Origin of the sequence: Agrobacterium tumefaciens (assembly GCF_013318015.2) — a bacterium.
Lineage (GTDB): Bacteria > Pseudomonadota > Alphaproteobacteria > Rhizobiales > Rhizobiaceae > Agrobacterium > Agrobacterium tumefaciens.
Genome location: NZ_CP115842.1, coordinates 2065447 through 2090768, shown reverse-complemented (window position 1 = coordinate 2090768; position 25322 = coordinate 2065447). Strand labels below are relative to the sequence as shown.

The following is a 25322-nucleotide window of genomic DNA, read 5'->3' as shown; positions in this document are numbered from 1 at the left end:
TTATCCTCGAACCGTTGGAACGGACCGCGCGGCCATGCTTGCCTGGCAGGAGGTTGCATCACTGCCGCCCTTTGGCTCACGGTCGCCGATGTAGACGTCGGTCGAACCGGTTTGCGCATTGCCGCCACAGTCAATCGCATCGCCTACTCGACCGGCCCGCTTGCCGTTGATGAAGACGGTGGATGCTCCAGCCGCCAGAGCCCGCGGATGTGAGGGCTTCGGGCAAGACGGGCAGCCATGCGGCAAATAGGCATCCCCGACGCGCATCAGCGGCCGACCATTCACATAGACATTATTACTACCCCCGGTCGCCGGTGTGGGTGGAAAATGGCAGGAATGGGATGAACCTATATCGGCACGGCGATGAGCTTTGGGCATCGGCTATATCCCCTTTTCAGCGCGCCTGAAGCATGGCGCGTGTCAGTAACCCAAGCCATGCTCCCTGCGGCGGGACAAACGATCCAGGGAGCCATTCGGGCTTCGAGGCCAAGGCAAGAGCAACGGCAAAATCGTCATCCTCGGTGCGCAGAAGCGCACTCAGATCTACAGGAACAATAGCGGGATTGAGCATAAGCGCAGCAAAATCGCTGCCGATTTCAGGGTCGATCTTCCAATGCAAACTTTTGCCGCGTCCTGCGACCTCGGAAAAGGTCACATCCCCCTGACACCACGACAGAGCGGAGCAGCCCAGCGGTGTCCAGCCTTGGCCATCGCACAGCATTCTCCATCTGTCGGCCGAGAATTGTGATAGATTTGTCAACAGCTCATGTTGGGTTCTTATCGCTTTCAGCGCGATGTCACGGCTTGAGCCACCCGCATTGAGCATGCGTACATAGGTATTTTTCCACTGGCGCTCGGTGGAATGGAGCTCTAGCCAAATTCCCGCCGGCGTAGATCCGTCGTCAAATTTCACTGGCTTTGATAACATCCGGCCTCACCTCCCCTCATAGAATATATGTTGCTTGTCCATAGGCACCCAAGGCATGAACGGGTTACTGTCAGGGGAACGCGCACCCGAATAGAATTTCTCGGTCATTTCTACCGACCTCTGCAGTGCATAGCCGGAATCAGGGAAACCGTATTTAGCGGGATTGACCTGCATGTCCCTAGTGATCGAGTTGATGATACGGTCCTGTTCCGCGATACGATCAAGCTGCTTTTGATAGGTATATTCTTCCGACTTCCATTCACGGAAATATGGATGAACGTTGTAGGCTTGGAATGGGTATTCCTCGCGTTTTGACCGGGACAACTCGTTCCAGAGCGAGTACCATTTTTTAACTCGCCAAAAGCCAATCATGGAACCCAGGGACGCGCCAACCAGGGTGGCTTCGGTCTTGACATTGAGGGCCGTCGCCCCTTTGAAAAGATTGCGGGCGTCGGCAAGATAATATGTCCCGACCCCTATTGCCGCATCAACAGAAGCCCCTGAGACCCACCCCATGGTGTAATCCAGATCGTTGATACAAAACGGTTTGAGAGCGCTCATTCCGTTCTGTTGCGCAGCAAGAAAACGGTAAATTTTTTCAGCGGAATCATACTGGTCTCCCGCTGTCGGGATGTCCGATATGTCCTTTGCGGTTTTCATATCCTCTATCGTCTTGAGTTGTTCGGAAGCCCCGCCGCCCTGACCGATCCTCATCGACTGCCCGCCGCCGCGTTCAACGCGCTTGGCGGCATTGGACATGCCGTAACCTGCTGACAGGCCGGCCCCGTAGAACGAGGCGACACAGGCGCACAAGTTCTCCCGGCCGAACAACAGAAAGGTGTGCGCACCAAGAATCAGAGATGCGCCACTGTCATAACCAATCAGCCATGACTGGGATTTGGTATGTGCCAATCCAGCCCAGGAGTCGGGAGTTTTCAGGTCGTTGCCATAGGGAAATGCGCTGTCGCTCATTGCTCCGCCTGACCGTATTTGAATGGCACATAGGGTACGAATGGTTTCGACGGATCGAAGTTCTGCTGTCCCGGATAAAGAAGGCAATAGAGCTTCTGTTTGTAAACGACCGCCAGTGGATAACACGCGTCCTTCTTGGCCATGCCGCCCGCGCCACATTGCTGGAGCCCCTCGAGAACCTCCATCGCTCGGCACTTTTCTTCCCTACAGTCGTAGTCCCTGATGTCCTCATAACCTTTAGAATAGAAAATGCGCGTTTTCGTATAGCTGTCTAACGGCCCAAGAACGGCCGCAAGCCCTGCATAGGCTCGGTCAACATCCTGCTTCTCTCCGATGTTGAAGGTGGATGGCGTATCCGATGTGAAGGCGAATTTGGCCGGATCGGTTTCGCATTCAATTGCGAAGGAAAAAGAGCTGGAGGCCATAAGGATCACACATGCCGGGGCCAGGATTCTCGTCATATTGCTTCTCAATTCAAATCTATCCTTCCGCCATTGACGACAACACGCTGTTCGCCATTGATCTCGATCTCTTCAAAGTCGAGAAAGAGCTTCGTACCGCTCAGCGTGACAGTTCCATCCTCATGCATCAAAACATTGGCCTTTCCGCAAGTCAGGTGCAATTCGCCCCCGCTATGTACGGTCGCGCTGTTTTGCGCAGACAGCGACATCGTGTCGTTGCTCATGAGATTGACACGTGTTCCTGCGTTGACGCTGTAGGACATACCGACATTGGTAGCCATTCCGGCCCCCACGTTGACGGCTTTGAACACACCCACGCTCTCAGTATTGTTCTTCTCGACGATGACGGACATATTGCCCTCGCCAGGATTGAGAAGCCCTGGAAAACCGAGGTTCTTTGCAACGTCGCCAATCCCGCTCACAAGCGAATTCAGCACCGAATTCACGACCCTTCCTATCCCGCTCGGCCCAACTGTAACCATCATATTGCCACCAACAACCTCGTGGTGGTTGTTGCGCACCTCTATCGACTTATTGTGGCCAACCGACTGGACCCAGTTATTATCAATCCGTTCGCTGTGATTGTTTCGGATTTTTTCGTTGCGGTCTTTCTGGGCGTGAATGTAAATTTCCTCGCGGCCATTCTCGTCTTCGAAAGTCAGTTCGTTGAAGCCCGAACCTTTGTGCGTGTTAGTCCGGAACGTGCTCTTGGTTTTGTTGGCAGGCAGCTCATAAGGCACTGTCTGACGCGCATTCGGCACCACGCCGGTGACCAGGGGCCGGTCCGGATCGCCATCCACAAATGCAACCATCACTTCCATGCCGATGCGCGGGATGATCTGGCCGCCCCAAGTGGAGCCCGCCCAGTTCTGCGCAACCCGCACCCAGCACGTATCCGTACCATCCTTCTTTGCCTTGCGATCCCAAGGGAACCACAGCTTGATGCGGCCATACTGATCCGGGTGGATTTCCTCACCCTCCGGGCCAGCGACGATCGCCACCTGGGTGCCTTCGATGCGCGGGCGTTTTGTTGACCGATGGGGCGTCAGCGGCACGCGGGCCGGAATTGCCTCGAAGTGATTGCGATATTCCGGTTCGTTGCTGTTTGTCTCATAGGAGAGATCAACGATGCTGTGGCTTGCCCTGATGATCACATGCTCTTCATAGGCATGTTCGGGATGGGCGACCTCGTAAGGCGTAAAGCGACGGCCGGGTTCGAGAATGCGTGAGGTGGACGATCCGAATACCCGGTCGTGATCGGCCTCGATCGCCTGGGTGCGCAGTTTCTGCGCCCGTTCCGCTTCTTCCACCGTCTTGATGCGGGCCGGATATTCGTAGAGCTCGCGCTTCGTCGCGTCCGGCATTTGCACCAGAGACGGCGTCATCGTGCCAGGCACCATGCCCGGCGTCTCGAAATTCCAGTCCGCGCCCGCCCGCTGGCCGGAGACATAGGAGAACCGCCGTGCCCAGTCATTGATGTGGTTGCGGTCCGACGAGCCCTGCGCCAGCCGCACCGTTCCCTCCCCCTGGGCAGCCGGAGACGGCCCGAGCCAGCCGCTGGCGCTATCGGCAACATGCAGCTTATGGGAACCGTCCTCGTGGCTGAACCAGTAGAACAGGCCATCCTCTTCGAAACGGCGGGTGAGATAATCCAGATCGGTCTCGTTAAACTGCACGCTGTAGTGCTGTGCAGGCGGCGGCGAGATGATGCCTGACGTATCGGGAGCAGGAATTCCGTGTTCGGAAAACAGCGTCTCAACGATATCGACCGCCGTCTTGTCCATCCAGATGCGGCAATCGGAACGCCGCGAAAGCAACCACATCTGTGGCCGGATGGTCATCGAGTAAGAGCGCAATCCACGCGTGATCGGAGGACCTTCATGGAGCTCTGTTACAAGGCCGTTAAAGGGACGGCGAACACCGCCGCCCTCACCCTCGCCCTGGCTGATCTCGAGCGAAACATCGACCAGCCGCCCGATCAGTTCCTCGGGCTTAACCGCCTCCTTCTTGGCACGCACCGTCAGGCAAATATCAAAGAGCTGCGATACGCCTTCCTCGACCGTCAGACGCTCCGGCAAAAGCTGATCCTCTCCCAAAGGCGACTTGACCTTGAGGACGCGGCTTGCCTGAACGAAATCAGAAAGTGACGACTGGTCGTTCATGGAACACTCCTAATCAGGACCCGCGGCTGGACTGAAGTGGCCAGAACCAGATCGTTTCCGAATTGTAGTAGCAGGCCGACGCGCATTGGGTGGCCTCTGAGCCACCCCGCACAAGATCGATATGGCCGCCTCCGGTGTAACCAGGGATATTGTTGAACGCCACAACACCGTTACGGGCACCGATGCCATTACGCGCTGTCGCGGGGGTAAACGGTTCGGGCTCGCCTAGATAGCTCGTCCGTTTCACCAGATTTGCGAGGCGGCGCATGTTCACCTCAATGCCCTTGCCCGCATATGGACCTTTCTGGATGCGATGCGAGGCTGGCACGATGTTGATCCCCGATTTCACGAAAGCGATGCTAACGCGGATGGCACAGGTATTGTGATAGTTCGGGTTACCGATAAAATCATCCCAGCCTATTTCCGTGAAAAGATCACGCTGGCTGACATAGTTCGGGTGCGACGGGTCGCTGCTCGGATAATTCTTATAAAGAGTGTCAAAGTTAACGCGCATGGTTCGTCCCACTAGTTACTTTTCTGCTCACAGGGAAAGGAGACCTTGAGCGCCTCCCGCACGAGAGTGGCTGCCTGTTCATCCAGTTTTTCCGCAGGAAGATCGCCGAGATAGGTGTAGATCCGGTCGTTGAGTTCATGGGGCGCCACGGCGCCTGCACCACACCAGTCCGATCCGCTCGTCAGATCGGCCACGCCAGCGATATAGGCGCTTGACTTTGCAACGGAAACCAGCCGCCGCATTTCCGGATCGGACACCTCCGGGGCAAGCTTACCCTCGATGGCCTGCTTGAGTTCGGCACCAGAGAATATCCATGTCCGCTCCGCCGCACCGACCGGCGAAAGACCGGAAGATGCCAGAACAACCGGCACGGAAACAAAAAACGCATATAGGGAGCGCATCAAAAAACCACCTAGACCAAACTCGACGTGAAACATCACGACGTGAGCTGCAAAACTGCATTGAAAACGTTCCGGTGCCGGCAACGCCGGCACCGGGTCGCGTCACGATCAGGCAGCCTTCGTCGTCGCCAGATCGTAGGAGGCGATCATCGGAGACTGCGGCGAGTTGTTGTCGTCGAACGGCGTGTACTTCACTTCCATCTTCGTGAAGTTGAGCTTGACGGTTTCCACCGGACGGTCACCGCTGGAATCCACCGAGTAGCTGGCGATAAGCGTGTTTGTCAGCAGATACTCGATATAGGTGTTGCCGGGATTACCCGTGGTCACCAGATGAATGGTTGCGAGCTTGCCGGTCCGGCCGGCGCAGGCTTCCTGGAAAAGCTTGGTGGAAGAAGAATCGCTAACCTTGGTCAGAATGACTTCCGAAATGGTCGGTTCGGATGCCTCGCGGTTTGCAGCAGAACCAGCAGAGGTGTTCATGTTGCGGGCCACGTTCCAGTGAATGGCTTCAATATCCATCCACTTGCGATGTTCTTCATGGGTGGCGTCGCCCTGGATACCGTCAATCTGCAGATAAATTGGCATGCTGTAAGCTCCTATAGCTAAAATGACCTCTTGCTCCGAGGCCGAGTTACCCTTCGTTTAATGCCGCATGCGTCGGGTAGCCCCATCCGACGCGGCAACTTTATCCACCCCAACCTCTTCGGTTACGGCGAATTCATCTGCTTCCCCAGCCTCTTCGGCACGAATGCCGAACCCGTTTTCACCAAAATCGACAACAATGTTCCCGACACGCTCTCCCGCGATTACCTTTTCGAGGAAAAAGCTGGAAAGAGGCGGCAGGAGGTCCTTGCCGATCATGATTTCAATGGCGCGTGCGCCAATCTCACTTGCACCGGCGCGCGCCACCAAGGCATCTCGCGCCACATTGGACAGGGTCAGGCCGGTGCCATATGTTGCGAGCACACGTTCCCTGATCTTGCCAATCTGCATATCCACGATCCTTGCAAGCGCCTCCGTACCAAGCGGCATGAAGGGAAGAATGATCGTGCGCCCGAGGAACGCGGGCTTGAACTGTTTGGTAAGCTCCGGCATCAGAAGCGCTTCCAGCGCTTCGCCTTCCGGCATCGTGTCGGGATCGGCCGACAGCGCCGAGAGCAACTCCGAGCCTGTATTGGCCGTCATGAAGATAGTGGTGTTCTTGAAATCCACGTCGCGGCCTTCGCCATCACGCAACACGCCCTTGTCAAACACCTGATAGAAAATGTCCTGGACGCCGGGGTGAGCCTTGTCGATCTCATCCAAGAGCAGAACGCCGAACGGCCGACGGCGCACCGCTTCCGTCAACACGCCGCCTTCGCCGAAACCGACATAGCCGGGCGGCGAACCGAGAAGCAGCGAAACCTTATGCTCTTCCTTGAACTCCGACATGTTGATCGTCGTCAAATGGCTGTTGCCGCCGTAGAGCATATCGGCGAGCGACAGCGCGGTTTCGGTCTTTCCTGTTCCGGACATGCCAACAAGGAAAAAAACGGCCGGCGGGCGGCGCGGATCGGATAATCCGGCCCGCGCAGTGCGCATGGCATCGGCAATCCGTGCAATTGCAGCATCCTGCCCCACCACCCGCTGCCGCATACGCGCATCGAGTGTCCGGGCACTTTCGATCTGGTCCGCCAGAAGTTTGCCAAGTGGAATTCCGGTCCATCGCGAAACGACGGCGGCGATCGCCTCACGATCAACGACCGTCGGGACAAGTCTCTCGGCATTTGCCGGTTTTGCCTCAACCGCAGGCCGCAGGGGAGAGACATTGGAAACATCGCCTTCAACCGGCTGCTCTTCGCTTAGCTCAGCCATCTCCGCGTCGTAACGGCTGCGCAGATCATCGATCCCACTCTCAAGCTTTTCGACTTCGCCCCGTATCGACTGGATACGGCTGTCAATCTCGCCATCCTGCGGTTCACGCAGAAGCCAGTTCAACTCATCGGTGAGAAGGCGCCGCTCGCTTTCCATAGCGCGCAGCCGCTCCGGCTCGGTCTGCCGTGCCAGTGAGACGGCAGCCGCGGCCGTATCGAGAAGGCTGACGGCCTTGTCCGGCAACTGCCGCGCGGGCATGTAGCGTGCGGATAATTGCACCGCGGCCACGACCGCCTCGTCACGAACGACAACGTTGTGATGGCTGACGAAGCTGTCAGCGACACCGCGCAACATACGTATGGCGGTCGTCTCATCCGGCTCGCGCACATGTACAGGCTGGAAACGACGGGTCAGCGCCGCATCCTTTTCGAAATACTTCTTGTATTCGCTCCAGGTCGTCGCCGCGACGGTACGCACTTCACCCCGCGCCAGAGCGGGCTTGAGAATATTGGCCGCATCGCCCTGCCCGGCCGCACCACCCGCACCAACGAGACCGTGGGCCTCATCGATAAACAGGATGACCGGTTCGGTAGAACGTTTGACCGCATCGATTACGCCATGAAGGCGGCGCTCAAACTCACCCTTAACGCCGGCACCGGCCTGAAGTAGCGAAATATCGAGGTTCAGCAGGCGGACATTGCGCAACTTTTCCGGAACGTTGCCAGACGCGATTTCCAGCGCCAGCGCCTCGGCAACCGCCGTTTTGCCAACCCCCGCCTCACCTACCAGGATGGGATTGTTCTGTCGGCGGCGCGTTAGAATATCAACGAGCTGGCGTAACTCATCATCGCGGCCGATAACAGGATCAACCTTGCCATTGCGGGCATCTGCGGTCATGTCCTGGGTGTAAAGGCGCAAGAAATCATTCTGGCCTGCAGACTGTCCTGTCCCTGCATGCCCTGAGCCTGCCAGCGCGGAAGGAACATCCACGCCTGCGCCATTTTCAGTCGAGTTGCGAAGACGCTCAAGCGCGGTGCGATCCATCGCCTTGAGAGAAGGAAATGCCGAGCGGACGAAAGAGCGAAGTGATGTTTCCTCATCCATCGCCAACAGAAGATCGCAAAGCGTAACACGGTCGCGGCCAGCCTCCAGCGATGCGAGAATCCATGCCTCCCGGGCTGCCGTGAGGATGTTCTGGGAGAGCGACAATGCCTCTCCGTCGCCGATGATGGACTCCTCCAGACTGCGGCTGATTTCAGCCTGCAATACCGGAAGTGGAATTTTTAATTCCTCGAATGTTTTCGCATAGATGCCGGAGTCCACAACCGCAAGCAGCCAATGCGGGATATCCACGTATCTGTGCCCCATGCGCACCGCAACAGAAGCCGCAGCTTCAAGGGTAACACGCAGGTCTGGCTCAAGCGCTCCAACAAGGCGGTTGAGATCGATATGCGACATGCAATGAGCCTCCTGCCCGGGTTCATTCCACAACGTGACGTGGAGTAAATATGATGATGAAACCAACTTGTCCACCCCGAAGTTGATTTTTTGTCAGATGAGATTATCCACTAGACGCCACAATTTAGACACATTTAGAATAAGTCTGTCTCATGAATAGCCTTACGTAAGGGAAGTAACTACAAAAAATCCATTACTATTTCTCGGAGATAGACTGCCATTGAACGCGCCGAACGTTAAAACAGATGTAGAATTTCTGAATGACTGCGGAGAAAATATCCGGGTCAACGCAAGAACGCGTGAAATATACTATAGAATTAAGGATGAAAGAAACCAAGCTCGTACAGAAGAGCGCGCCGCTTCTCCGCAGGATAACCTGAAAATATCCAGTAGCTGGGATAATGTCAGCAATCTTGGATTGCAGATTATATATTCCGAAAGCAAGGATGTTGAAATATTGGCGTGGCTTGCGGAAGCATCGCTGCGCCTGCGCGGCTTTCATGGTCTGCGCGAAATCTACGACCTCGGCAAAGAGCTGTTTTACAACCACTGGGACTCGCTGCGGTCAATCAGCGACGATAATGACGAAGAAAAATTTGCACCTTTAGCGGGATTGAACGGTGTCGGCAGCGAAGGAACGCTTGTTCAGCCTTTGCGCCTCGCCTCATTGATCCCAGGCGGCAAATTTGGCGAACACAGCCTATGGGACTTTCAACTCGCGCAGCGCCCAAATGAGAGCAAACGTCGCGAAGAGCTATATCGGCTTGCGTCTGAAACTGGCGTTGCCGCCATGTCATCCCAGTTGACAGAGGTGACTGCGTGCCTCTCCTCGTTTGATGCCATCATGGCCATCCTTGCCGAGCGCTGCGGGCAATCCGCACCACCGAGTTCCCATATCCGCAACACGCTGGTCGAAGCAGCGTCTGCAATTCGCTCGCTCGGCGGGCGTGACCAGGAGCCGGCATCCGTCGAACAGGAACCTGTGGGCATCAGCGGTTCAGACGAGAGCGGGCCGGCGGCCGCGCGGCCCGCCGTGACCGCACCGGAAGGCATATTATCGCGCGACGAAGCATTTGAAACTCTTCTCTCGGTTGCGCGTTACTTCCGCCGTACCGAGCCGCATTCACCGATCTCCCTTGCCATAGAGACACTGGTGCGCAGGGGACGCATGGATTTTTCGGAACTGCTGGCCGAGCTTTTGCCGGAAGCCCAGGTTCGCAACGCAGTCTTAACCGCCGCCGGCATCAAGCCAAGCGGAGAGAGCAACGGAAAATAGAAAGCGCGGAGCGCGACGCCGCTCCGTAACAGTCGTCTGTGCCAAGGGGCACCAAGGAGGTTGAAATGGCAAGTGTACATGAGAAGCTGGAGCGTGTTCGCAAACCACGCGTTCACATCAAATACGAAGTCGAAACCGAAGGCGCGATGGTAGTCAAGGAACTGCCTTTCGTGGTCGGTGTGCTCGGTGATTTCTCCGGCAATCCCACCCAGCCGCTCAAGCCGTTCGGGGAGCGTAAATTCGTTCAGATCGACCGCGACAATTTCGACGAAGTCATGCGGCGCATGACGCCCGGCCTCAATATTTCCGTTGCCAATACGCTGCAAAAGGATGGCACGGACATGCAGGTCAACCTGAAGTTCGAAAGTATGGATGATTTCGAACCCGGCGCTGTCGTGCAGCAGGTTCCGGCGCTCAAGGCGCTTTTGGATGCCCGCAACGAACTGCGCGACCTTCTTTCCAAGGCCGACCGTTCGGAAGATCTGGAGCGGATGCTGGAGGATATTCTGCAAAACAAGACCGACCTCGCAACGCTGGTTTCCGAACTCAAGGAAAAGACCGGCGCGAACGAATAATCGCCTGTGTGGAGGAAAATCTCCTCGAACGGCCCCGCTTGGGGCTTCTAACTGTTCAAGCGGCATTTTCAAAGCCGCATGTGGAAGGACTGAAACATGAGCGCTGAGAGCCTGCTGAAAAATGAAGCACAGGCAACGACCGCCGAAGATCAGGGACTGCTGTCCAAGGTGGTTGCCGCTACCCGTCAAACCGAACCGGACCGCGCGCAGAACCTCCTGCGTACGCTGACCGATCAAGCACTGAAGGGGACGGTAAAATATGATCGCAACCTCACCGTCACCCTTAACCACGCGATCGCGGAGCTGGACCGCACGATTTCCGAACAGCTCGCCGCTATCATGCAGGCGCCCGAATTCGCCAAGCTTGAGGGCACTTGGCGCGGGTTGAACTATCTCGTCAAGAACTCCGAAACGAGCGTCAACCTCAAGATCCGCGTCATGAATGCCGGCAAGCGTGAACTGGCGCGCGATCTCGAAAAAGCCGTCGAATTCGATCAGTCCCGCCTCTTCAAGGCGATCTATGAAGACGAATTCGGCACCCCCGGCGGCGAACCGCTCGGCGCCATTATCGGCGATTACGAATTCGACAATTCCTTCGATGACGTCCAGCTGCTGCAAGGCGTCTCATCGATCGCGGCGGCAGCCTTCGCGCCATTCATCTCTGCTGCCAGCCCGCACATGTTCGGTTTCGAGGACTATCGCGATCTCGCCCGTCCGCGCGATCTGGAAAAGATTTTCGACACGGTCGAATATGCCAAGTGGCGCAGCTTCCGCGAAAGTGACGATTCCCGTTTCGTCACGCTCGCTCTTCCGCGTGTGCTGGCGCGTATGCCCTACGGCCCGAAAACCAACCCGATCGATGACTTCGCCTATGACGAAACCAAGGGTGCGGTGAATGGTGACCTTGAGCATGACGAATATTGCTGGATGAACGCTGCATACGTGATGGGCACCAAGCTGACCGATGCCTTCGCAAAAAGCGGTTGGTGTACGGCTATCCGAGGGGCTGAAAACGGCGGCAAGGTGGAAAACCTGCCCATGCATGTCTTCTCCAGCGATGACGGCGACCTGGATCTGAAATGCCCGACCGAAGTCGGCATTACCGACCGCCGCGACGCCGAACTCGGCAAACTCGGCTTTCTGCCGCTGTGCCACTATAAGAACACGGACTATGCGGTGTTCTTCGGCGCCCAGACCGCGCACAAGCCGAAGCTCTACGACAAGCCGGAAGCAACGGCCAACGCCGCCGTTTCGGCACGTCTGCCCTACATCATGGCCACGTCGCGTTTCGCGCATTATCTCAAGGTCATGGGGCGCGACAAGATCGGCTCCTTCATGGAAGCGTCCGATTGCGAAGTCTGGCTCAATCGCTGGATCGCCAACTACGTCAACGCCAATGACGAGGCGGGTGAGGAAAGCCGCGCCAAATATCCGCTGCGCGATGCCAAGGTGACCGTGCAGGAAGTGCCCGGCAAACCCGGCGCCTACAATGCGGTCGCATGGATGCGGCCCTGGTTGCAGATGGAAGAACTGACGACCTCGCTGCGCATGGTCGCCCGTATTCCGTCGAAGAACTGAGCCTGGTGCGGGGTGCTCAGCCACCCCGGCCCCGTTCATCATCCGGAGCACACTCATGGCGCATCAGTCCTTCACGGACGCCCGTATTTTCGCCGACCAGCTCATCGCCCTCATCGACGATGCGCTGACCGGCCAGGTGAACGCTATTCTCCACCATCCCGATTTTCAGGCGATGGAGGCGAGATGGCGCGGGCTTGCCATGGTCGTGCGCGAGGCGGGCCGCAGCACCGACGTGAAGGTGAAACTGCTGAACGCCAGCTGGCGCGACCTTGCCCGCAACACGGAACGCGCCACCGACTTCGACCAGAGCCATCTTTTCGAGGTCGTCTATAACCGCGAATTTGGCATGCCGGGCGGCGAACCGGTAGGCCTTCTGATCGGTGACTACGCCTTTTCCCCTGATGATCTTGATGGTGCCGATTCCATCACAACGCTGTCACAGATCGGCATGGTGGCTGCGGCCGCCTTCTGCCCTTTCGTAGCGGCGGCTTCGCCCTCCACCGTTGGGCTGCAGGACTTTTCGGAGCTCAGCCGGGTCCATGACTTTTCCTGGCTGAAACAGGAGAAATCGCGGCTGCGGTGGAATGCGCTTCGCGCACGCGACGATTCACGCTTCGTAGGCCTTGTCGCACCGCGCGTTTTGCTACGTTCCCCCTACAGGCCCTATGCGCGCGGGCGGGATGACGGATTTCCATTCCGCGAGCATGTGGCGGAAAGCGGCGAGACCCTGCTGTGGGGCAACGCCGCCTTTGCCTTCGCAACGGTTGTGGTGCGCAATTTCGTCGATTCCGGCTGGTTTGCGGATCTGCGCGGTGTGACACAGGACGCCGTGGATGGCGGCATGCTCTCTGCCCGACAATTGCCACCGCTTGATCTCGGCATCGAGAGCAACGGCCTGTCCGCCCAGCCGCCCGTGGAAGTGCAACTGACGACTGGGCAGGAACAGCAATTTTCCGATCTGGGCATCGTACCCGTCTCCACAACCTATCTTTCCGGCATGGCGATCTTCAACGCCAACCAATCCCTGCATGCACCCGGCCATTACTCCACCGAAGCGGCGAGGCAGAACGCCCGCCTCGCTGCCATGCTGCAATATGTGCTGTGTGCCTCCCGGTTCTCGCATTACCTCAAGGTCATCATGCGCGATGACATCGGCCAGCTCAGCGATGCCACGACCATCGAGCGTAAACTGGAAAGCTGGCTTTCCTCCTATACGCTCGGCAACGACGATGCGGAGGCGGCGTTGCGCACTCGCTATCCGCTGCGCTCTGCAGGGATCAATGTCTTCGAGGTTCCCGGCAAGCCCGGAACATTCTCATGTACCGTCCGCCTTCAGCCGCATTTCCAGCTCGATGACGTCTCCACGAGCTTCCACCTCATTGCCGAAACCATGATGCCGGCCACCGCCGCATCCCGGCCTTCGGCCGAGCCGCAAAGGATATCCGCATGACGCTGCGCGACGAAATTTCCCGCCTCCTGGACGACAACCAGCTGCAAGACGCAATCGGGCTCGCGCGGGACCATGTGAAAACCAGGCCGACCGACAAGGATGGCCGCCATTTCTACATCGATCTGCTCGTCCTCGCCGGCGACTATGAAAAGGCCGATGCGCAATGCAATCTGGCCGCAACATTCTCACCGCAGGACAGCGTCGGTTTTTCCCTCTTCCGCCACCAGCTGCGCGCCATGGCCGCACGCAATGCGTGGTTTGAAAGCGGCGCCGTACCGGATTTCCCCGGCGGCCCCTCCGAACTTGACCAATTGGCCATCCGGGCGAACATTGCCGAGCGGAGCGGCGATGTCGAGGGCGCGAAAGACGCGTTGAATGAACTCGACGAAAAACGCGGCAATGTGCCAATCGGCCACGACGGCAAGAGCGCCGGCGACATCCGCGATCTGGACGATCGGGTTCCGCATGCGCTGGAAGTCCTGACCAACGGCGGACGTTATCTCTGGATCGATTACGGACGCATCGAGAGCCTCAGCATCGACCCCATGAGCCGCCCGCGCGACCTCGCCTTTCGCGGCGCCGAACTGACGTTGCGCGACGGGGCAGTCGCATCCGTACTGCTTCCTGCGATCTATCACGGTGCGGGTGACGATGTCGGCCTCCTTCTCGGTCGAGAAACGCACTGGAGTGAGGGTGAACCACTGATAACCGGTCTCGGCCAACGCTGCCTGCTGATTGGCGACGATGTTGTGCCGTTCCACGAAATCGGCGCGCTTTCCGCCCTGTCCGACGAAGAAAGGCAGATCGCCCGTGGTTGATCCGCTGGAGCAATATCGCGCACGGCAAAGGACGCTGTCGCGCTCGGTTCTGGACCGGCTGCTCGATGACGCGCCGGATGCGGAAACGGATATGCTCGTCAGCCTGAAGGATCAGGCCCGCGAGATGCGCGAGGTGATCCGCCGCGACCTCGAGGCATTGCTCAATACTCGCCGCAACCCGGCCGGCCCGCCGGCTGCGTTGAAGGAACTGTCCGATGCCCTCGTAAGCTACGGCGTGGACGGCATTCTTTCGGCCAATCTGGTGACGGATGCCTCCAAGGCGCGACTCGCTCGCAGCATCGAGCGGCGGATTTCCCTGTTCGAAACACGCCTTGCCGACGTGCATGTGACGATCCTGAAAAACCGCACGGATGGTGACCGGGCGCTTCGCATGCGCATACAGGCAAGCTTCCGCCTACAGGAAGGCATGCCGCCGATCAGCTTTGAATCCCGGATCGATCCTTCCACGCAGCAATTCCTGGTGGAGGCGACGAATGGCTGAAGGCTTCCTCGAAAAGTACAATGACGAGCTTTTTGCGCTGCGAAAGCGCGCATCTCGTTTCGCGGCGGCGTTTCCGAAGATCGCCGGAAGGCTGCGGATGACGGGCGACGTTGCCGACGATCCGCATGTCGAGCGTCTGATCCAGAGTTTCGCCTATTCCGCCGCCCGGGTGCGCCAGAAGCTGGATGACGAATTCCCCGAACTGTCGGACAGTCTGCTGGAAACGCTCTATCCGCATTATCTTGCCCCGATCCCTTCGATGAGCGTCGTGCAATTCGCTCCGAGCCCGGCGCTGGCAACCGTGCAGACGCTTCCCCGCCACAGCGAAATTCTCGCCGAACCGGTTGGCGGCGAAAGCTGCCGTTTCCGCACCACGCAGGACGTCGAGATCGTTCCACTGGAGATCGCAGCTGCCACACTCACCGGTCAGCCGATCGATGCCCCTTTTTCGGCGTCCTTTGCCGGCACGGCCAGCTGTTTGAGGCTTTCGCTACGCAGCACGGCCCCGCGCAGCGGTACTTTCCCGGAAATGGGACTGACGAAACTCCAGATTTTCCTGTCCGCCGCATGGCAGCAGGCGACAGCGCTTTACGAGCTTTTGACCAACCATTGCGTCGGCATGGCGCTTGCGCGTCACGCCGAGGACAAGGAAGCCGTTTTCCTGCCCGCCGGAAGTCTTACGCCGTCCGGGTACTCTCGCGATAAAGCCATGCTGCCATATCCAGCCAACAGTTTTGATGGATACCGGCTTCTCACCGAATTCTTCGCGCTGCCGCAGAAATTTCTGTTTCTCGATATTGACGGCCTGCAGAAATGGGGCGGCGGCGACTGCGAGCTATACATTTATCTGGATGCGGCGGACACGCGGCTTGAGCGCATGGTGTCGGTCAGAGATTTTGTGTTGAACGCCTCGCCGGTGATCAACCTGTTCAAACAAAGTTGCGAACCGCTCAGTCTTGATGGTACGCGGACGGAATACAGGTTGCTGCCGGATGCACGGCGGCAGCGGACGCGCGAGATCTATGCCGTTGAAAACGTTCAACTGACCAGCCGTTCCGGACAGACCGAGAAGACGTCTCCGTTTTTTGGTCGCACACAGCGCAATAATGGCGCAAACGTTTACTGGCAGATACAGCGCCGGTTCGATGATGACGGCTCTTCCGATACGGACATCGCCTTCGTGGATCAGAAGCGCGGCCCGCTTGGGCCGCTCGACATGGTGGCAAGCATCGATACACTTTGCCTCAACCGCGAACTGCCAAGCCAGCTTCCCTTTGGCGGCGGGCACCCATTCCTGCAGCTTTCTACCGGCAACGAGGCGGTGAAATCCATCCATGCACTGATGCCGCCGACGGAGGCGATCCGCGTCAACGAGCGTTCGGCACGCGAGTGGCGGCTGATCTCACATCTTCTCCTCAACCATCTCTCGCTCAGCGACAACGGCGGCGCACCGCTGAAGGACATTCTGTCACTGTATTCCTTCAGGGACAGCCCGGAAACCCGACAGATCGTGGAGGCGATCAGCCATGTCGAGGCGCAGAATTCTCATGCCCGGATTGGCTCGGCCATGGTACCGGGAACAGATATCACGGTGGAGTTTGACCCGGCACTGATCGCGCGACCTGCCGCATTTGTTTTCGCCGGCGTCCTCAACCATTTCTTCGGGCTCTACACCTCGATCAACAGTTTCACGCGACTGACGGCGACGATGCGAGGCCACTCCAAACCGATTGCCCGCTGGCCAGCCCGCGCGGCCGACCGGCCGCTGCTTTAGGAGACGGGTATGGAACAGCAGACGCCAACCATCAAAGACAGACAGGCGGCGCTTCTCAGCAACGATCCCGGCCGTTTTGACCCTGCAACCGCGTTTCGCGTCGCCCAGTTCGTTTCGGCGGATGACGGGATCGTCATCGGCGCCCATGGTGGAATACAGCCGACACCGCTTGCAGTCAGCGGTTTCAGCCGCAAGCGCGGTCATGCCGAACTGAAATCAGCTTTCGCGCCCATCGTCGGCCCGCTTGGTTCGCTACCGCCGGCATACGGCGAACTGCTGCAACGGGAAGAACGCAATCGTTCGGGCGCGCTGGCCAGCTTCTTCAACCTTTTTGCGGCAAGGCTCAGCGAGCTGTTTGTATCCGCGACGGAAAAATACCGTCTTGCAAGGGGTTTGCGCTGGTCGGCCGATCAGAGGGACAACGGTTTCCGCAAAACACTGCTCGCCCTCATCGGGTTCCGCACTGCCGGTCTGGTCGAGAAAGCAGGCGTGAGCGAAGACGCGCTCCTGCGTTTCAGCGGTCTTCTGGCCGGCCGCAACCGCAATGTTTCGGCCCTGACATCAATGCTTTGCGAATTCACGGGACTTCCGGTCCATATCGAACAGTTTCGCCGGCGTTGGGTGGCTTTACCGCTTCACGAACAAAGCCAGCTGGGGCAGGCATCAGGACTGAGGCTCGGACAGAACTCGACAGCGGGAAGCGCTGTCGAAGATATGAGCGGCGGCTTCCGGGTCGTGATCGGCCCTGTCGCATATGCGGATTACCTTGCCCTCACGCCCGGTTCGAAACGGCTTGCGGAAATATTTTCTCTGACACGCCTGTTCGTCGGAAGCGCATTGCACTTCGATGTGCAGGTGATCCTGAAAAAGGAGGACATTCCCTTTTGCCGCCTCGGCCAGTCCGATGCTCCCGCCCGTCTCGGCTGGAACAGCTGGGCTCGCGTGGCACCCGCCCAACAAGACAGCGCTGACGCTGTGGTGACCGAGCGGGAAGGCTCGGCGATTTCCGCGTGAGGGGGCATGGATATGAAGCTTGCACTCAAGGACACACGCAATATCGGAGCAGCAAGAGCCAGTCAGTGGACCTTCGAGCGCGGCCGCCGCGTCATTGGCCGTTCGCGGGAATGCGACTGGCAGATCGACGACAATGAACGGCGCGTTTCCAAGCTGCACTGTACACTCAACCGCGATGGCGAAGGCTTCACGATAATGGACCAGAGCGCGAATGGCACGCTGGTCGATGGCCGCCTTCTGCTCGAAGGCGAAAGCGCACGTCTCCGCGACGGTTCGCAAATCAACATTGGCGGGCAGGTTTTTCAGGTCGCCATCAGCGGCGATGCCGAACTGGATTTTTCCGACCCCGACGCATCCCTGCGAATAAGCGACGAGCCGCTGACCATTTCGGCGATCCTTGCGGACATCGCCCCGAACGGCCGTTCGGCCGGCGGCATGATGGGCAACACTGCCTCTGTCGACGACTGGTCCGAAACATGGCGGGAGGGCGCCAAACGGAAGGCGAAATCCATTTCGCGAAATGTCGAGATCGGCTGGAGCGAACCGCCCGCGGCGCATGGAATAAGTGCCATTCTTCCTGATAACTGGGATGAGGAGCCGGTTGCAAGCAGCGAGCACGAACATACCGACGCGCTAAACACGCCCGTCATGATCTCTCGCCCGGTTTCGGCCGCCCGCAGCGAAGATTTCGACAATGTTTTCCCGGAGACAGAAGAAAACTTACGAGTGGAAAACGCATCGGCTGCAGGCGTTTCTACCGCGCCGGAGATTGGTGATCTTCTAACCACGCTGGAGCAGGAAAGCGCCGATTGTCTAGCCGTTCTCGACCTCGAGAGCGAGCACGCTGGCCAAGGTTCGTCAGCCTCCCTGAGCGAGCGGATGGAAAGGCTCATCCGCCAGCAGCGGCAACTTGCCTACGCGCTCGAAACTTTGATCCATGGTTGCACGCAAAGGCTCGAGCCGAGGTTTATCGAGGCGTCTGTCGATGCCGGCAACGATTTCCGGGCAAAGATCGGCCGCCGGGACTGGCAGGGGCTGATCATCAAAACAGACTACTGGTCCGCCTACAAAAAGCAATTCGAAGAAAACGGCCGTCCATTGCCGGTCAGGCAGTTCCTGCAGCGCGCAGCGCGTGGTGAAGCCGCGCCGGTACGGCAGACTGACGCGGCCACAGCCGATGCCAAGGGGGTAAATGACCACGATGAGACATGAGAACCGTGTAGCCTGGAGCGAGGGCATGTTTCTTCGCGTCCAGCATTTTCAGCAGTCCGACCGTTGGACCGAACGCCTGGTGCGCAACACCACACGCAACCTTTCGCCCTATCCGTGGGGGATCGTTGAGATCGGGGTCGATCGCAGCGCCTTGTCGATAGGGCAATTCGCTCTGTCGAACCTGCGCGGCATCCTTCCCGACGGCACGCCCTTCGAGGCGCCTGAGGATTCCGACCTGCCGCCGCCGCTCGATCTCGACGAAAGCGTCAAAAATGCCATCATCTATCTCGCCCTGCCGGCCCGGCAGCCGGGTAAGGCCGACATGTCCGCCAGCGGCCACAACGACACCAACAATGTGCGTTTCACCGCATCCACCTATGAAGTCTCCGATACCAATATGGAGACGGATTTCGTGGCCCCGATTGATGTCGGCCGCCTGAGCCTGAAGTTCCTCAAGACCGGTGACGATCTTTCCGGTTATGAACTCATCGGGCTGGCGCGGGTAATCGAAGTCCGCTCCGACCGTGCGGTCATTCTCGATCCTGATTTCATCCCTCCAAGCCTCAGCTGCGCGGCAGCGCCCCGTCTCAACGAATTGCTGACGGAGCTTCTTGGGATCGTGCGCCACCGCGCCCAGGCGATCGCCGAACGCATCGGTGATCCGACGATCCGGGGGACGGCGGAAGTGGGCGATTATTTCCTGCTGCAGATCCTCAACCGGGCCGATCCGCTACTGGCGCATCGCTGTGCCAACGCTACGCGTTTTCATCCCATCCGCTTTTACGAAGACTGCATCCAGCTTGCCGGCGAGCTCGCCACCTTCACCACGGATAGAAAGCGGGCGACAGATTTCCCGCCCTATCGACACGACGATCTGAAAGCCACCTTCGGCGCTGTGTTTGATGATCTGCGTACCTCGCTGTCTGCGGTTCTGGAACAGGCGGCCGTCGCAATCGAACTGGTGGAACGCCGTCATGGCGTCCGCGTCGGCACTATCCACGACCGCACGCTTCTGCGCGACGCCGGCTTCGTGCTTGCCGTGCGGGCGGATATGGCTGCCGAGGATATTCGCCGCCGCCTGCCGGCACAGATCAAGGTCGGTCCGGTGGAACGGATTTCCGAACTGGTTAATGTGGCACTGCCGGGTATTCCCGTGCGGTCCCTGCCGGTTCTGCCGCGGCAACTACCCTATCGATCCGGCACCGTTTATTTCGAGATCGACACGCAGTCGCCGCTCTGGAAACAGCTCGATACTTCAGGGGCGATTGCCCTGCATCTGGCGGGAGAATTTCCCGGGCTTGAAATGGAAATGTGGGCATTACGCGAATGAGCACGGAAAACCCCTCTTCCTGGCAAGACTTGCCAACGGTGGTCGAGATCACCGAGGAAAGTCGCCGGCGCAACCAGAACGCCCGCAACATGGCGGCAATCCTGGAGGACATCGTCGAGACCGACGAGCCGGCAGGCCCCAGCAGGGCAAAGGCGACTGCCATGCCGGTCGAACAGCTGCTGACCGGTTTCCACTTCGGCGGCGAGGAGGTTCCGACACTTGTGCAATCGGCAGCTCCCCTTCTCAACCTCGCACATCTGCTGCGCTTCAGCGATGCCGAGCCGGATCCCGACCAGCTTCGCCGCGCCTGCGTTGAAGCAATTACACGCTATGAACGCGACCTCGCCTCCGCCCGCATTAGCCCCGAGCGGGCAAGGGCTGCGCATTATGTCGTCTGCGCGACGGTCGATGACGTCGTTCTCAGCAAGCCTTGGGGTGTGCGGGCAGGCTGGGCGCGCTCCGGGCTCGTTTCCACGTTCCACAATGACGTCACTGGCGGCGACCGGGTTTTCGACATTCTCGACCATTTCCACCAGTCGCCCGGCACCAACAAGGATCTGCTGCTTCTGATCTATCTGTGCTTGTCGCTGGCTTTCGAAGGACGAACCCGCGTTTCACCGAAAGGAGCGCTCGAGCTTTCACGCATCCGCGACAGCCTCTACAAAACGCTGATCGGCCAATATGGCGCCTTCGAACGGGAGCTTTCTCCGCATTGGAAAGGTGTCGATGCCCGACATACGCCATTGCGCGCGATGGCGGCGCTCTGGACCATGCTGTCGCTGATGGCGCTCGCCTTCGCGCTCGGTTATCTCTTCTTCACGCTGTCGCTCAACAGCGCATCCGATGTCACCTTCGAAAGACTTGCTCATCTGCCGCCGAACGAAACACCGAGCGTGTTGATCGCAAGCCCTCCTGCACCAACGCCGCCGCCAACTAGAGTGGAAACTCCCCGCGTCGTTGATCCACCCAAAATCGTGGAGCCGAGACAACCCTCCCGGCTTGAAAAGCTGATGGCCTTCCTGCAGCCAGAAGTCGACAGGAAGCTCGTGACCCTTGCGGATGTGAACGGGCGGCTGCGGGTTCGCATCAACAATTCGGGCCTGTTCACGACAGGCAGCGCCGATGTCAGCCCGCAGTTCCGCGATCTCATCCAGCGTATCGGCGGCGCGCTTGCGGCTGAGAAATTTCGTGCGGTGGTCATCGGTTATACCGACACCGTGCCGATCAAGACGGTGGAGTTTCCATCGAACTGGCACCTTTCCGAGGCGCGCGCCAAGGCCGTTGGAGACATTCTTTCCCAATTCACCGGTCCTGAGGCAATCCTGACCGAAGGCCGGGCCGACAGCGACCCGATCGCCGACAACAAGACGGAAGAAGGCCGTCAGATAAACCGCAGAACAGAAATCATGGTCCTGACCAATCCCGATGAAAAACTGAGCGATGCCGGCATTCTCTCGCCGCCCATACAGAACAGTCCGGGACAGCAGCCGGGAGAGACCCAGCCATGAATCCATTGAGCTATTTTTATACGATCCGCTCCTATGTCGAGAGCTATGCGGCCCTCGTCGGACGACGTTTCCTGTCGCTTTTATGGGTGATAGCGCTCTGCGTCGTCATCTGGTTCTACGGCTATCTGATTGCGCTCGGCAATTTCAAGCCGCTTGGAACGGTGCAGGCCCGGCTCATCGCCATCGGCATCATCGTCGCCATCTGGCTGGTCTACATCGTCGTCACGATCTACCGCGGACGCAAGCAGGACAAGGAACTCGTCGACAGTATCGAGCGCGAGGCGCTGGCCAATCGGCAGGCGGAAATCGGCGAAATCCAGACACGCCTGAAGGAAGCGCTCGCTCTCTTGCGACGCGTCACGAAAAAGCGCTTCGGTTATATTTACGACCTGCCCTGGTATGTGATCTTCGGCGCCCCCGGTTCCGGCAAGACGACGGCACTCACCAATTCCGGCCTGCAATTTCCGCTTGGCGATGCGCTCGGCGAAAATGCGGTGAAGGGCATTGGCGGCACGCGCAACTGCAACTGGTGGTTCGCCGATGAGGCGATCCTGATAGACACCGCCGGCCGCTATACCACGCAGGACGATCTCGACGGATCCTCAAAGGCCGGCTGGGAAGGTTTTCTCAGCCTCCTGAGGCGATATCGCCGTTCGCAGCCGATCAACGGCGCATTGGTTACCCTCTCCATCCCCGATCTGCTCAACCGTGATCCCGAAGAACAGCGGCAGGAACTGCGCTCCATCCGTCAGCGGCTTTCGGAACTCGACGAATATCTGCGCGCTCGGGTCCCGGTCTATATCGTTCTGACGAAGGCCGACCTGCTGCATGGTTTCGTGGAGTTTTTCGACGGTTTCAACAAGACCGATCGCCAGCAGGTTTGGGGCACAACCTTCAAGCTGGATGAGAGCTACTCCGCCGAGAACCTGCCGCAGCGCCTGACGGAAGAATTCGAGCTGCTGCAGCAGCGGGTCGATGCCATGCTGATTGAACGCCTGCAGCAGGAACAGAATGCGGAGATACGCGGACGCATCTTCCGTTTTCCGGCCGAGCTGGCGCGGCTGAAAGACCGGCTGCACGAAGCCCTTGCCGAGCTTTGCGCAAGTTCGCCGCTCATTGAGGCGCCGCTTCTGCGCGGCGTTTATCTCGCGTCGGGAACGCAGCCGGAAACGGAAAGATCTCCCGCATCCCCCAGAACCCGCCGGAGCTACTTCCTCTCGCGGCTGTTCAAGGACGTCATCTTCCCCGAAGCCGCACTGGTGATGCGCGACAAACGCCTTTCCGGGCGGCAATTGCTGGTGCGGCGCATTGCCTATGGCGCATCCGCCGCCGCGGTCGCCATTGTCTTTACTGGCTGGATTTTCACCTATTTCGCCAATACACAGGCGCTCGCCGAAGCGGATCGCAAACTTGGCGCTTATGAGCAACTCGTTCAGGGAATTCCCGTACGAGAGGTCGCAGATGCCGATTTCCTGCGCATCCTCCCCGCGCTCGACAATCTGCGCGATGCCAATTCCGGCTTTGCCCGCGAACGCATGTGGAATGTCAGCTTCGGTCTCGATCAGGAAGACAAGATTGCCGGGCGCCAGCGTGATGCCTATCAGCGCGCGCTCAACGCCCTGCTGCTGCCGCGCATGATCGTGCAGCTGCAAAAGCAGCTAAAGGAAGAAAAGGATGTCACCCGCACGTTCAATTCGCTGAAACTCTATGGAATGCTGGGCGGGATGGGTGCACTGGACCGCGATTTCCTGACCGTGCAGACGCATCTGATGTTCGCATCGCTTTACCCTGGTGATGGACGGGCAGCGGTGCGAGAAGCGCTTGACCAGCACGCAATGGCACTGGCCGACGGCGTGCTTGCCCCGATCGAGCTCGATGCGCGGCTCATCGCTACCGCCCGCGAAACGGTCCGCGATCAAGCGATCGGCACACGCGCCTATGATATTCTCGCGGGTCTTCCACAGGTGCGCGAACTGATGGAATGGACACCCGCGACGGCTTTCGGTCCTCTTGGAGAGCGTGCTTTCGAGCGTCGCAGCAAAGCGCCTATGGTGGAGGGCATAGAGGGCCTATTCACTGCGGATGGATATCACCGTGTCGTCATTCCGCAAGTCGCTCATGCCGCCCGCATCGCACTTTCCGAAGGCTGGGTGCGTGGTTCTGATGATGCCATCAAGGGCGCGACTGTGGAGCAGGTGGCGCAGGCCACGCTACAAATCTATTTCGACCGTTTTGAGAAAAAATGGGTTGATATGCTGGCCGACCTTCGGGTCAAACCGTCCCAGACCCTCGGCGACGCAGTGGAAACGACCCGCGCGCTTGCCAATGAGCGCAATATCGTGATGGAGGCTGCCAGATCGATCGCGAAGGCGACCGATCTCCGCCCCGGAGCAAACCCCAACACCCTCGCCTCCGCTGCGGAAGGCGACGCAACCACAGCCGTTCTGGCGGCCTCGGTGAATGCGTCCGATCCCTATGCGAGACTGCGCGACATCCTGGCGACGAAAGACGCAGCCACAACGGGCGAGCAGGCCAATGGCGACAAGACCGGCGGTTCGCCATCGGAACAGTTGCTCGCGCATTTCAAGCTGCTGAACGAACAGCTTGCCCGCTCGGCAACAACCTCCGATGAAGTCGCCAAGGTGTTCGACGTGGACAGCCAGCTCACCAAGGCCAATCAGGACCTGCTGCAGCAGGCCCGCGAACTGCCGGCACCGCTCGACGTCTGGGTGGCAGGCGTGGCAGCGGATGTCGGCTCGCTCGCGGTGAAGTCCGCTCGCAGCCGCATTGCCGAACTCTGGGCATCAGATTCAGCCTCCCTGTGCTCTTCGATCGTCACCGGTCGTTATCCCTTCGACCGGACTTCCGCGCGCGATGTCGCCATTGCGGATTTCACGCGTCTCTTCGGGCCGGCAGGGGTTTTCCAGAGTTTCTTCAAACAGCGCATGGAACCGTTTGTCGACAAGACGACGACCCCATGGAGCTGGAAGGGTACCTTTGGCGCGGCCGGCCTTCCCAGCAGCGCCGTCGCCCAGTTCGAAAATGCCGACAAGATCTCGCGCGCCTTTTTCCCGAATGGTAGCGAAACGCCGGCGGTTTCGATCAATGTCAAACCCGTCTCCCTTACCAATGCATCCAGCGCGGTAATGCTGGAGATTGAGGGCGAGCGGGTCGTTTATTATCATGGTCCGGTCCAGGCGAAATCGATCACCTGGCCTTCGCGCGAAAACACGGCAAGCCTGTCGCGCATCGCCTTCCAGCCCGGCGGCTGGCAGCAGGCCAAAACCGAAAATGGCGACTGGTCGCCCTTCCGGCTGTTTGACGGTGCCGATATCGAGAACCAGTCGGATGATCTGCTGAGGGTGCGGTTTGAGAATGGCGGACAGGCTGCCGAATTCGATATTCAGTTCGGCTCGGTTCTCAACCCGTTCAAGCTGGATGCAATTGCCAGCTTCGCCTGCCCCGCGCAGTTCTAGTGACGGACCGGAATGCTGATGTTTCAAAGGAGGGGATTAGAATGAAGGCAGGCACGATA

The 25322-nt window shown here is 58.8% G+C and carries 21 protein-coding genes; 12 read left to right on the top strand and 9 right to left on the bottom strand.

What is annotated here, in order from left to right; all coding sequences use genetic code 11:
- From G6L97_RS22930 to tssH, 9 genes are all read right to left on the bottom strand, one after another.
- Positions 1 to 267 (bottom strand): PAAR domain-containing protein, encoded by a 267-nt coding sequence (locus tag G6L97_RS22930; protein WP_020700639.1) that lies wholly within the window; start codon positions 265 to 267, stop codon positions 1 to 3.
- 127 nt (positions 268 to 394) lie between these two features.
- Positions 395 to 928, bottom strand: a complete 534-nt coding sequence (locus G6L97_RS22925) for a hypothetical protein (RefSeq protein ID WP_174003859.1) — start codon at positions 926 to 928, stop codon at positions 395 to 397.
- Positions 929 to 934: 6 nt separating this feature from the next.
- Entirely contained in the window at positions 935 to 1900 is a 966-nt protein-coding gene (locus tag G6L97_RS22920) for a hypothetical protein (protein WP_019566792.1), read from the bottom strand.
- The gene (locus G6L97_RS22915) at positions 1897 to 2373 is read right to left on the bottom strand and encodes a hypothetical protein (protein WP_139104368.1); all 477 of its coding nucleotides are present in this window, start codon (positions 2371 to 2373) and stop codon (positions 1897 to 1899) included. The genes G6L97_RS22920 and G6L97_RS22915 overlap by 4 nt, the downstream gene beginning before the upstream one ends.
- Positions 2370 to 4523, bottom strand: a complete 2154-nt coding sequence (gene tssI / locus G6L97_RS22910; protein ID WP_127966610.1) for a type VI secretion system tip protein TssI/VgrG — start codon at positions 4521 to 4523, stop codon at positions 2370 to 2372. The genes G6L97_RS22915 and tssI overlap by 4 nt, the downstream gene beginning before the upstream one ends.
- Before the next feature lie 13 nt (positions 4524 to 4536).
- Positions 4537 to 5037 (bottom strand): type VI secretion system amidase effector protein Tae4, encoded by a 501-nt coding sequence (locus tag G6L97_RS22905; RefSeq protein ID WP_013760985.1) that lies wholly within the window; start codon positions 5035 to 5037, stop codon positions 4537 to 4539.
- Between the two features lie 11 nt (positions 5038 to 5048).
- On the bottom strand, positions 5049 to 5438 hold the full coding sequence (locus tag G6L97_RS22900) for a Rap1a/Tai family immunity protein (RefSeq protein WP_013760986.1): 390 nt from the start codon (positions 5436 to 5438) through the stop codon (positions 5049 to 5051).
- A 108-nt stretch (positions 5439 to 5546) separates the two neighbouring features.
- Positions 5547 to 6023: an Hcp family type VI secretion system effector gene (locus G6L97_RS22895; protein ID WP_004431488.1), complete on the bottom strand. Its 477-nt coding sequence runs from the start codon at positions 6021 to 6023 to the stop codon at positions 5547 to 5549.
- A 57-nt stretch (positions 6024 to 6080) separates the two neighbouring features.
- A complete protein-coding gene (gene tssH, locus G6L97_RS22890; RefSeq protein ID WP_174003857.1) occupies positions 6081 to 8750 on the bottom strand; it encodes a type VI secretion system ATPase TssH in 2670 nt (889 codons plus the stop codon).
- Positions 8751 to 8970: 220 nt separating this feature from the next.
- Between tssH and tssA the strand changes: the two genes are divergently transcribed.
- From tssA to tssM, 12 genes are all read left to right on the top strand, one after another.
- Positions 8971 to 10026 (top strand): type VI secretion system protein TssA, encoded by a 1056-nt coding sequence (tssA, locus tag G6L97_RS22885; RefSeq protein ID WP_111783907.1) that lies wholly within the window; start codon positions 8971 to 8973, stop codon positions 10024 to 10026.
- A gap of 65 nt (positions 10027 to 10091) precedes the next feature.
- Positions 10092 to 10601, top strand: a complete 510-nt coding sequence (gene tssB, locus G6L97_RS22880; protein ID WP_111783908.1) for a type VI secretion system contractile sheath small subunit — start codon at positions 10092 to 10094, stop codon at positions 10599 to 10601.
- A 96-nt stretch (positions 10602 to 10697) separates the two neighbouring features.
- A complete protein-coding gene (gene tssC, locus G6L97_RS22875) occupies positions 10698 to 12179 on the top strand; it encodes a type VI secretion system contractile sheath large subunit (protein WP_004431481.1) in 1482 nt (493 codons plus the stop codon).
- Positions 12180 to 12234: 55 nt separating this feature from the next.
- Complete coding sequence (gene tssC, locus G6L97_RS22870; protein ID WP_065661993.1) at positions 12235 to 13629, top strand: type VI secretion system contractile sheath large subunit; 1395 nt, start codon at positions 12235 to 12237, stop codon at positions 13627 to 13629.
- Entirely contained in the window at positions 13626 to 14447 is an 822-nt protein-coding gene (locus G6L97_RS22865; RefSeq protein WP_019566786.1) for a type VI secretion system accessory protein TagJ, read from the top strand. The genes tssC (G6L97_RS22870) and G6L97_RS22865 overlap by 4 nt, the downstream gene beginning before the upstream one ends.
- Positions 14440 to 14949 (top strand): type VI secretion system baseplate subunit TssE, encoded by a 510-nt coding sequence (gene tssE, locus G6L97_RS22860; protein WP_013760992.1) that lies wholly within the window; start codon positions 14440 to 14442, stop codon positions 14947 to 14949. Before G6L97_RS22865 ends, tssE begins: the two co-directional genes overlap by 8 nt.
- The gene (tssF, locus tag G6L97_RS22855) at positions 14942 to 16723 is read left to right on the top strand and encodes a type VI secretion system baseplate subunit TssF (protein WP_111783910.1); all 1782 of its coding nucleotides are present in this window, start codon (positions 14942 to 14944) and stop codon (positions 16721 to 16723) included. Before tssE ends, tssF begins: the two co-directional genes overlap by 8 nt.
- 9 nt (positions 16724 to 16732) lie before the next feature.
- Complete coding sequence (gene tssG, locus G6L97_RS22850; protein ID WP_174003855.1) at positions 16733 to 17737, top strand: type VI secretion system baseplate subunit TssG; 1005 nt, start codon at positions 16733 to 16735, stop codon at positions 17735 to 17737.
- Positions 17738 to 17743: 6 nt separating this feature from the next.
- Entirely contained in the window at positions 17744 to 18949 is a 1206-nt protein-coding gene (locus G6L97_RS22845) for a type VI secretion system-associated FHA domain protein (RefSeq protein WP_013760995.1), read from the top strand.
- A complete protein-coding gene (tssK, locus tag G6L97_RS22840; protein ID WP_013760996.1) occupies positions 18939 to 20279 on the top strand; it encodes a type VI secretion system baseplate subunit TssK in 1341 nt (446 codons plus the stop codon). Before G6L97_RS22845 ends, tssK begins: the two co-directional genes overlap by 11 nt.
- A complete protein-coding gene (gene tssL / locus G6L97_RS22835; protein WP_013760997.1) occupies positions 20276 to 21787 on the top strand; it encodes a type VI secretion system protein TssL, long form in 1512 nt (503 codons plus the stop codon). Before tssK ends, tssL begins: the two co-directional genes overlap by 4 nt.
- Positions 21784 to 25263: a type VI secretion system membrane subunit TssM gene (tssM, locus tag G6L97_RS22830; protein ID WP_025594820.1), complete on the top strand. Its 3480-nt coding sequence runs from the start codon at positions 21784 to 21786 to the stop codon at positions 25261 to 25263. Before tssL ends, tssM begins: the two co-directional genes overlap by 4 nt.
- Positions 25264 to 25322: the final 59 nt, after the last annotated feature.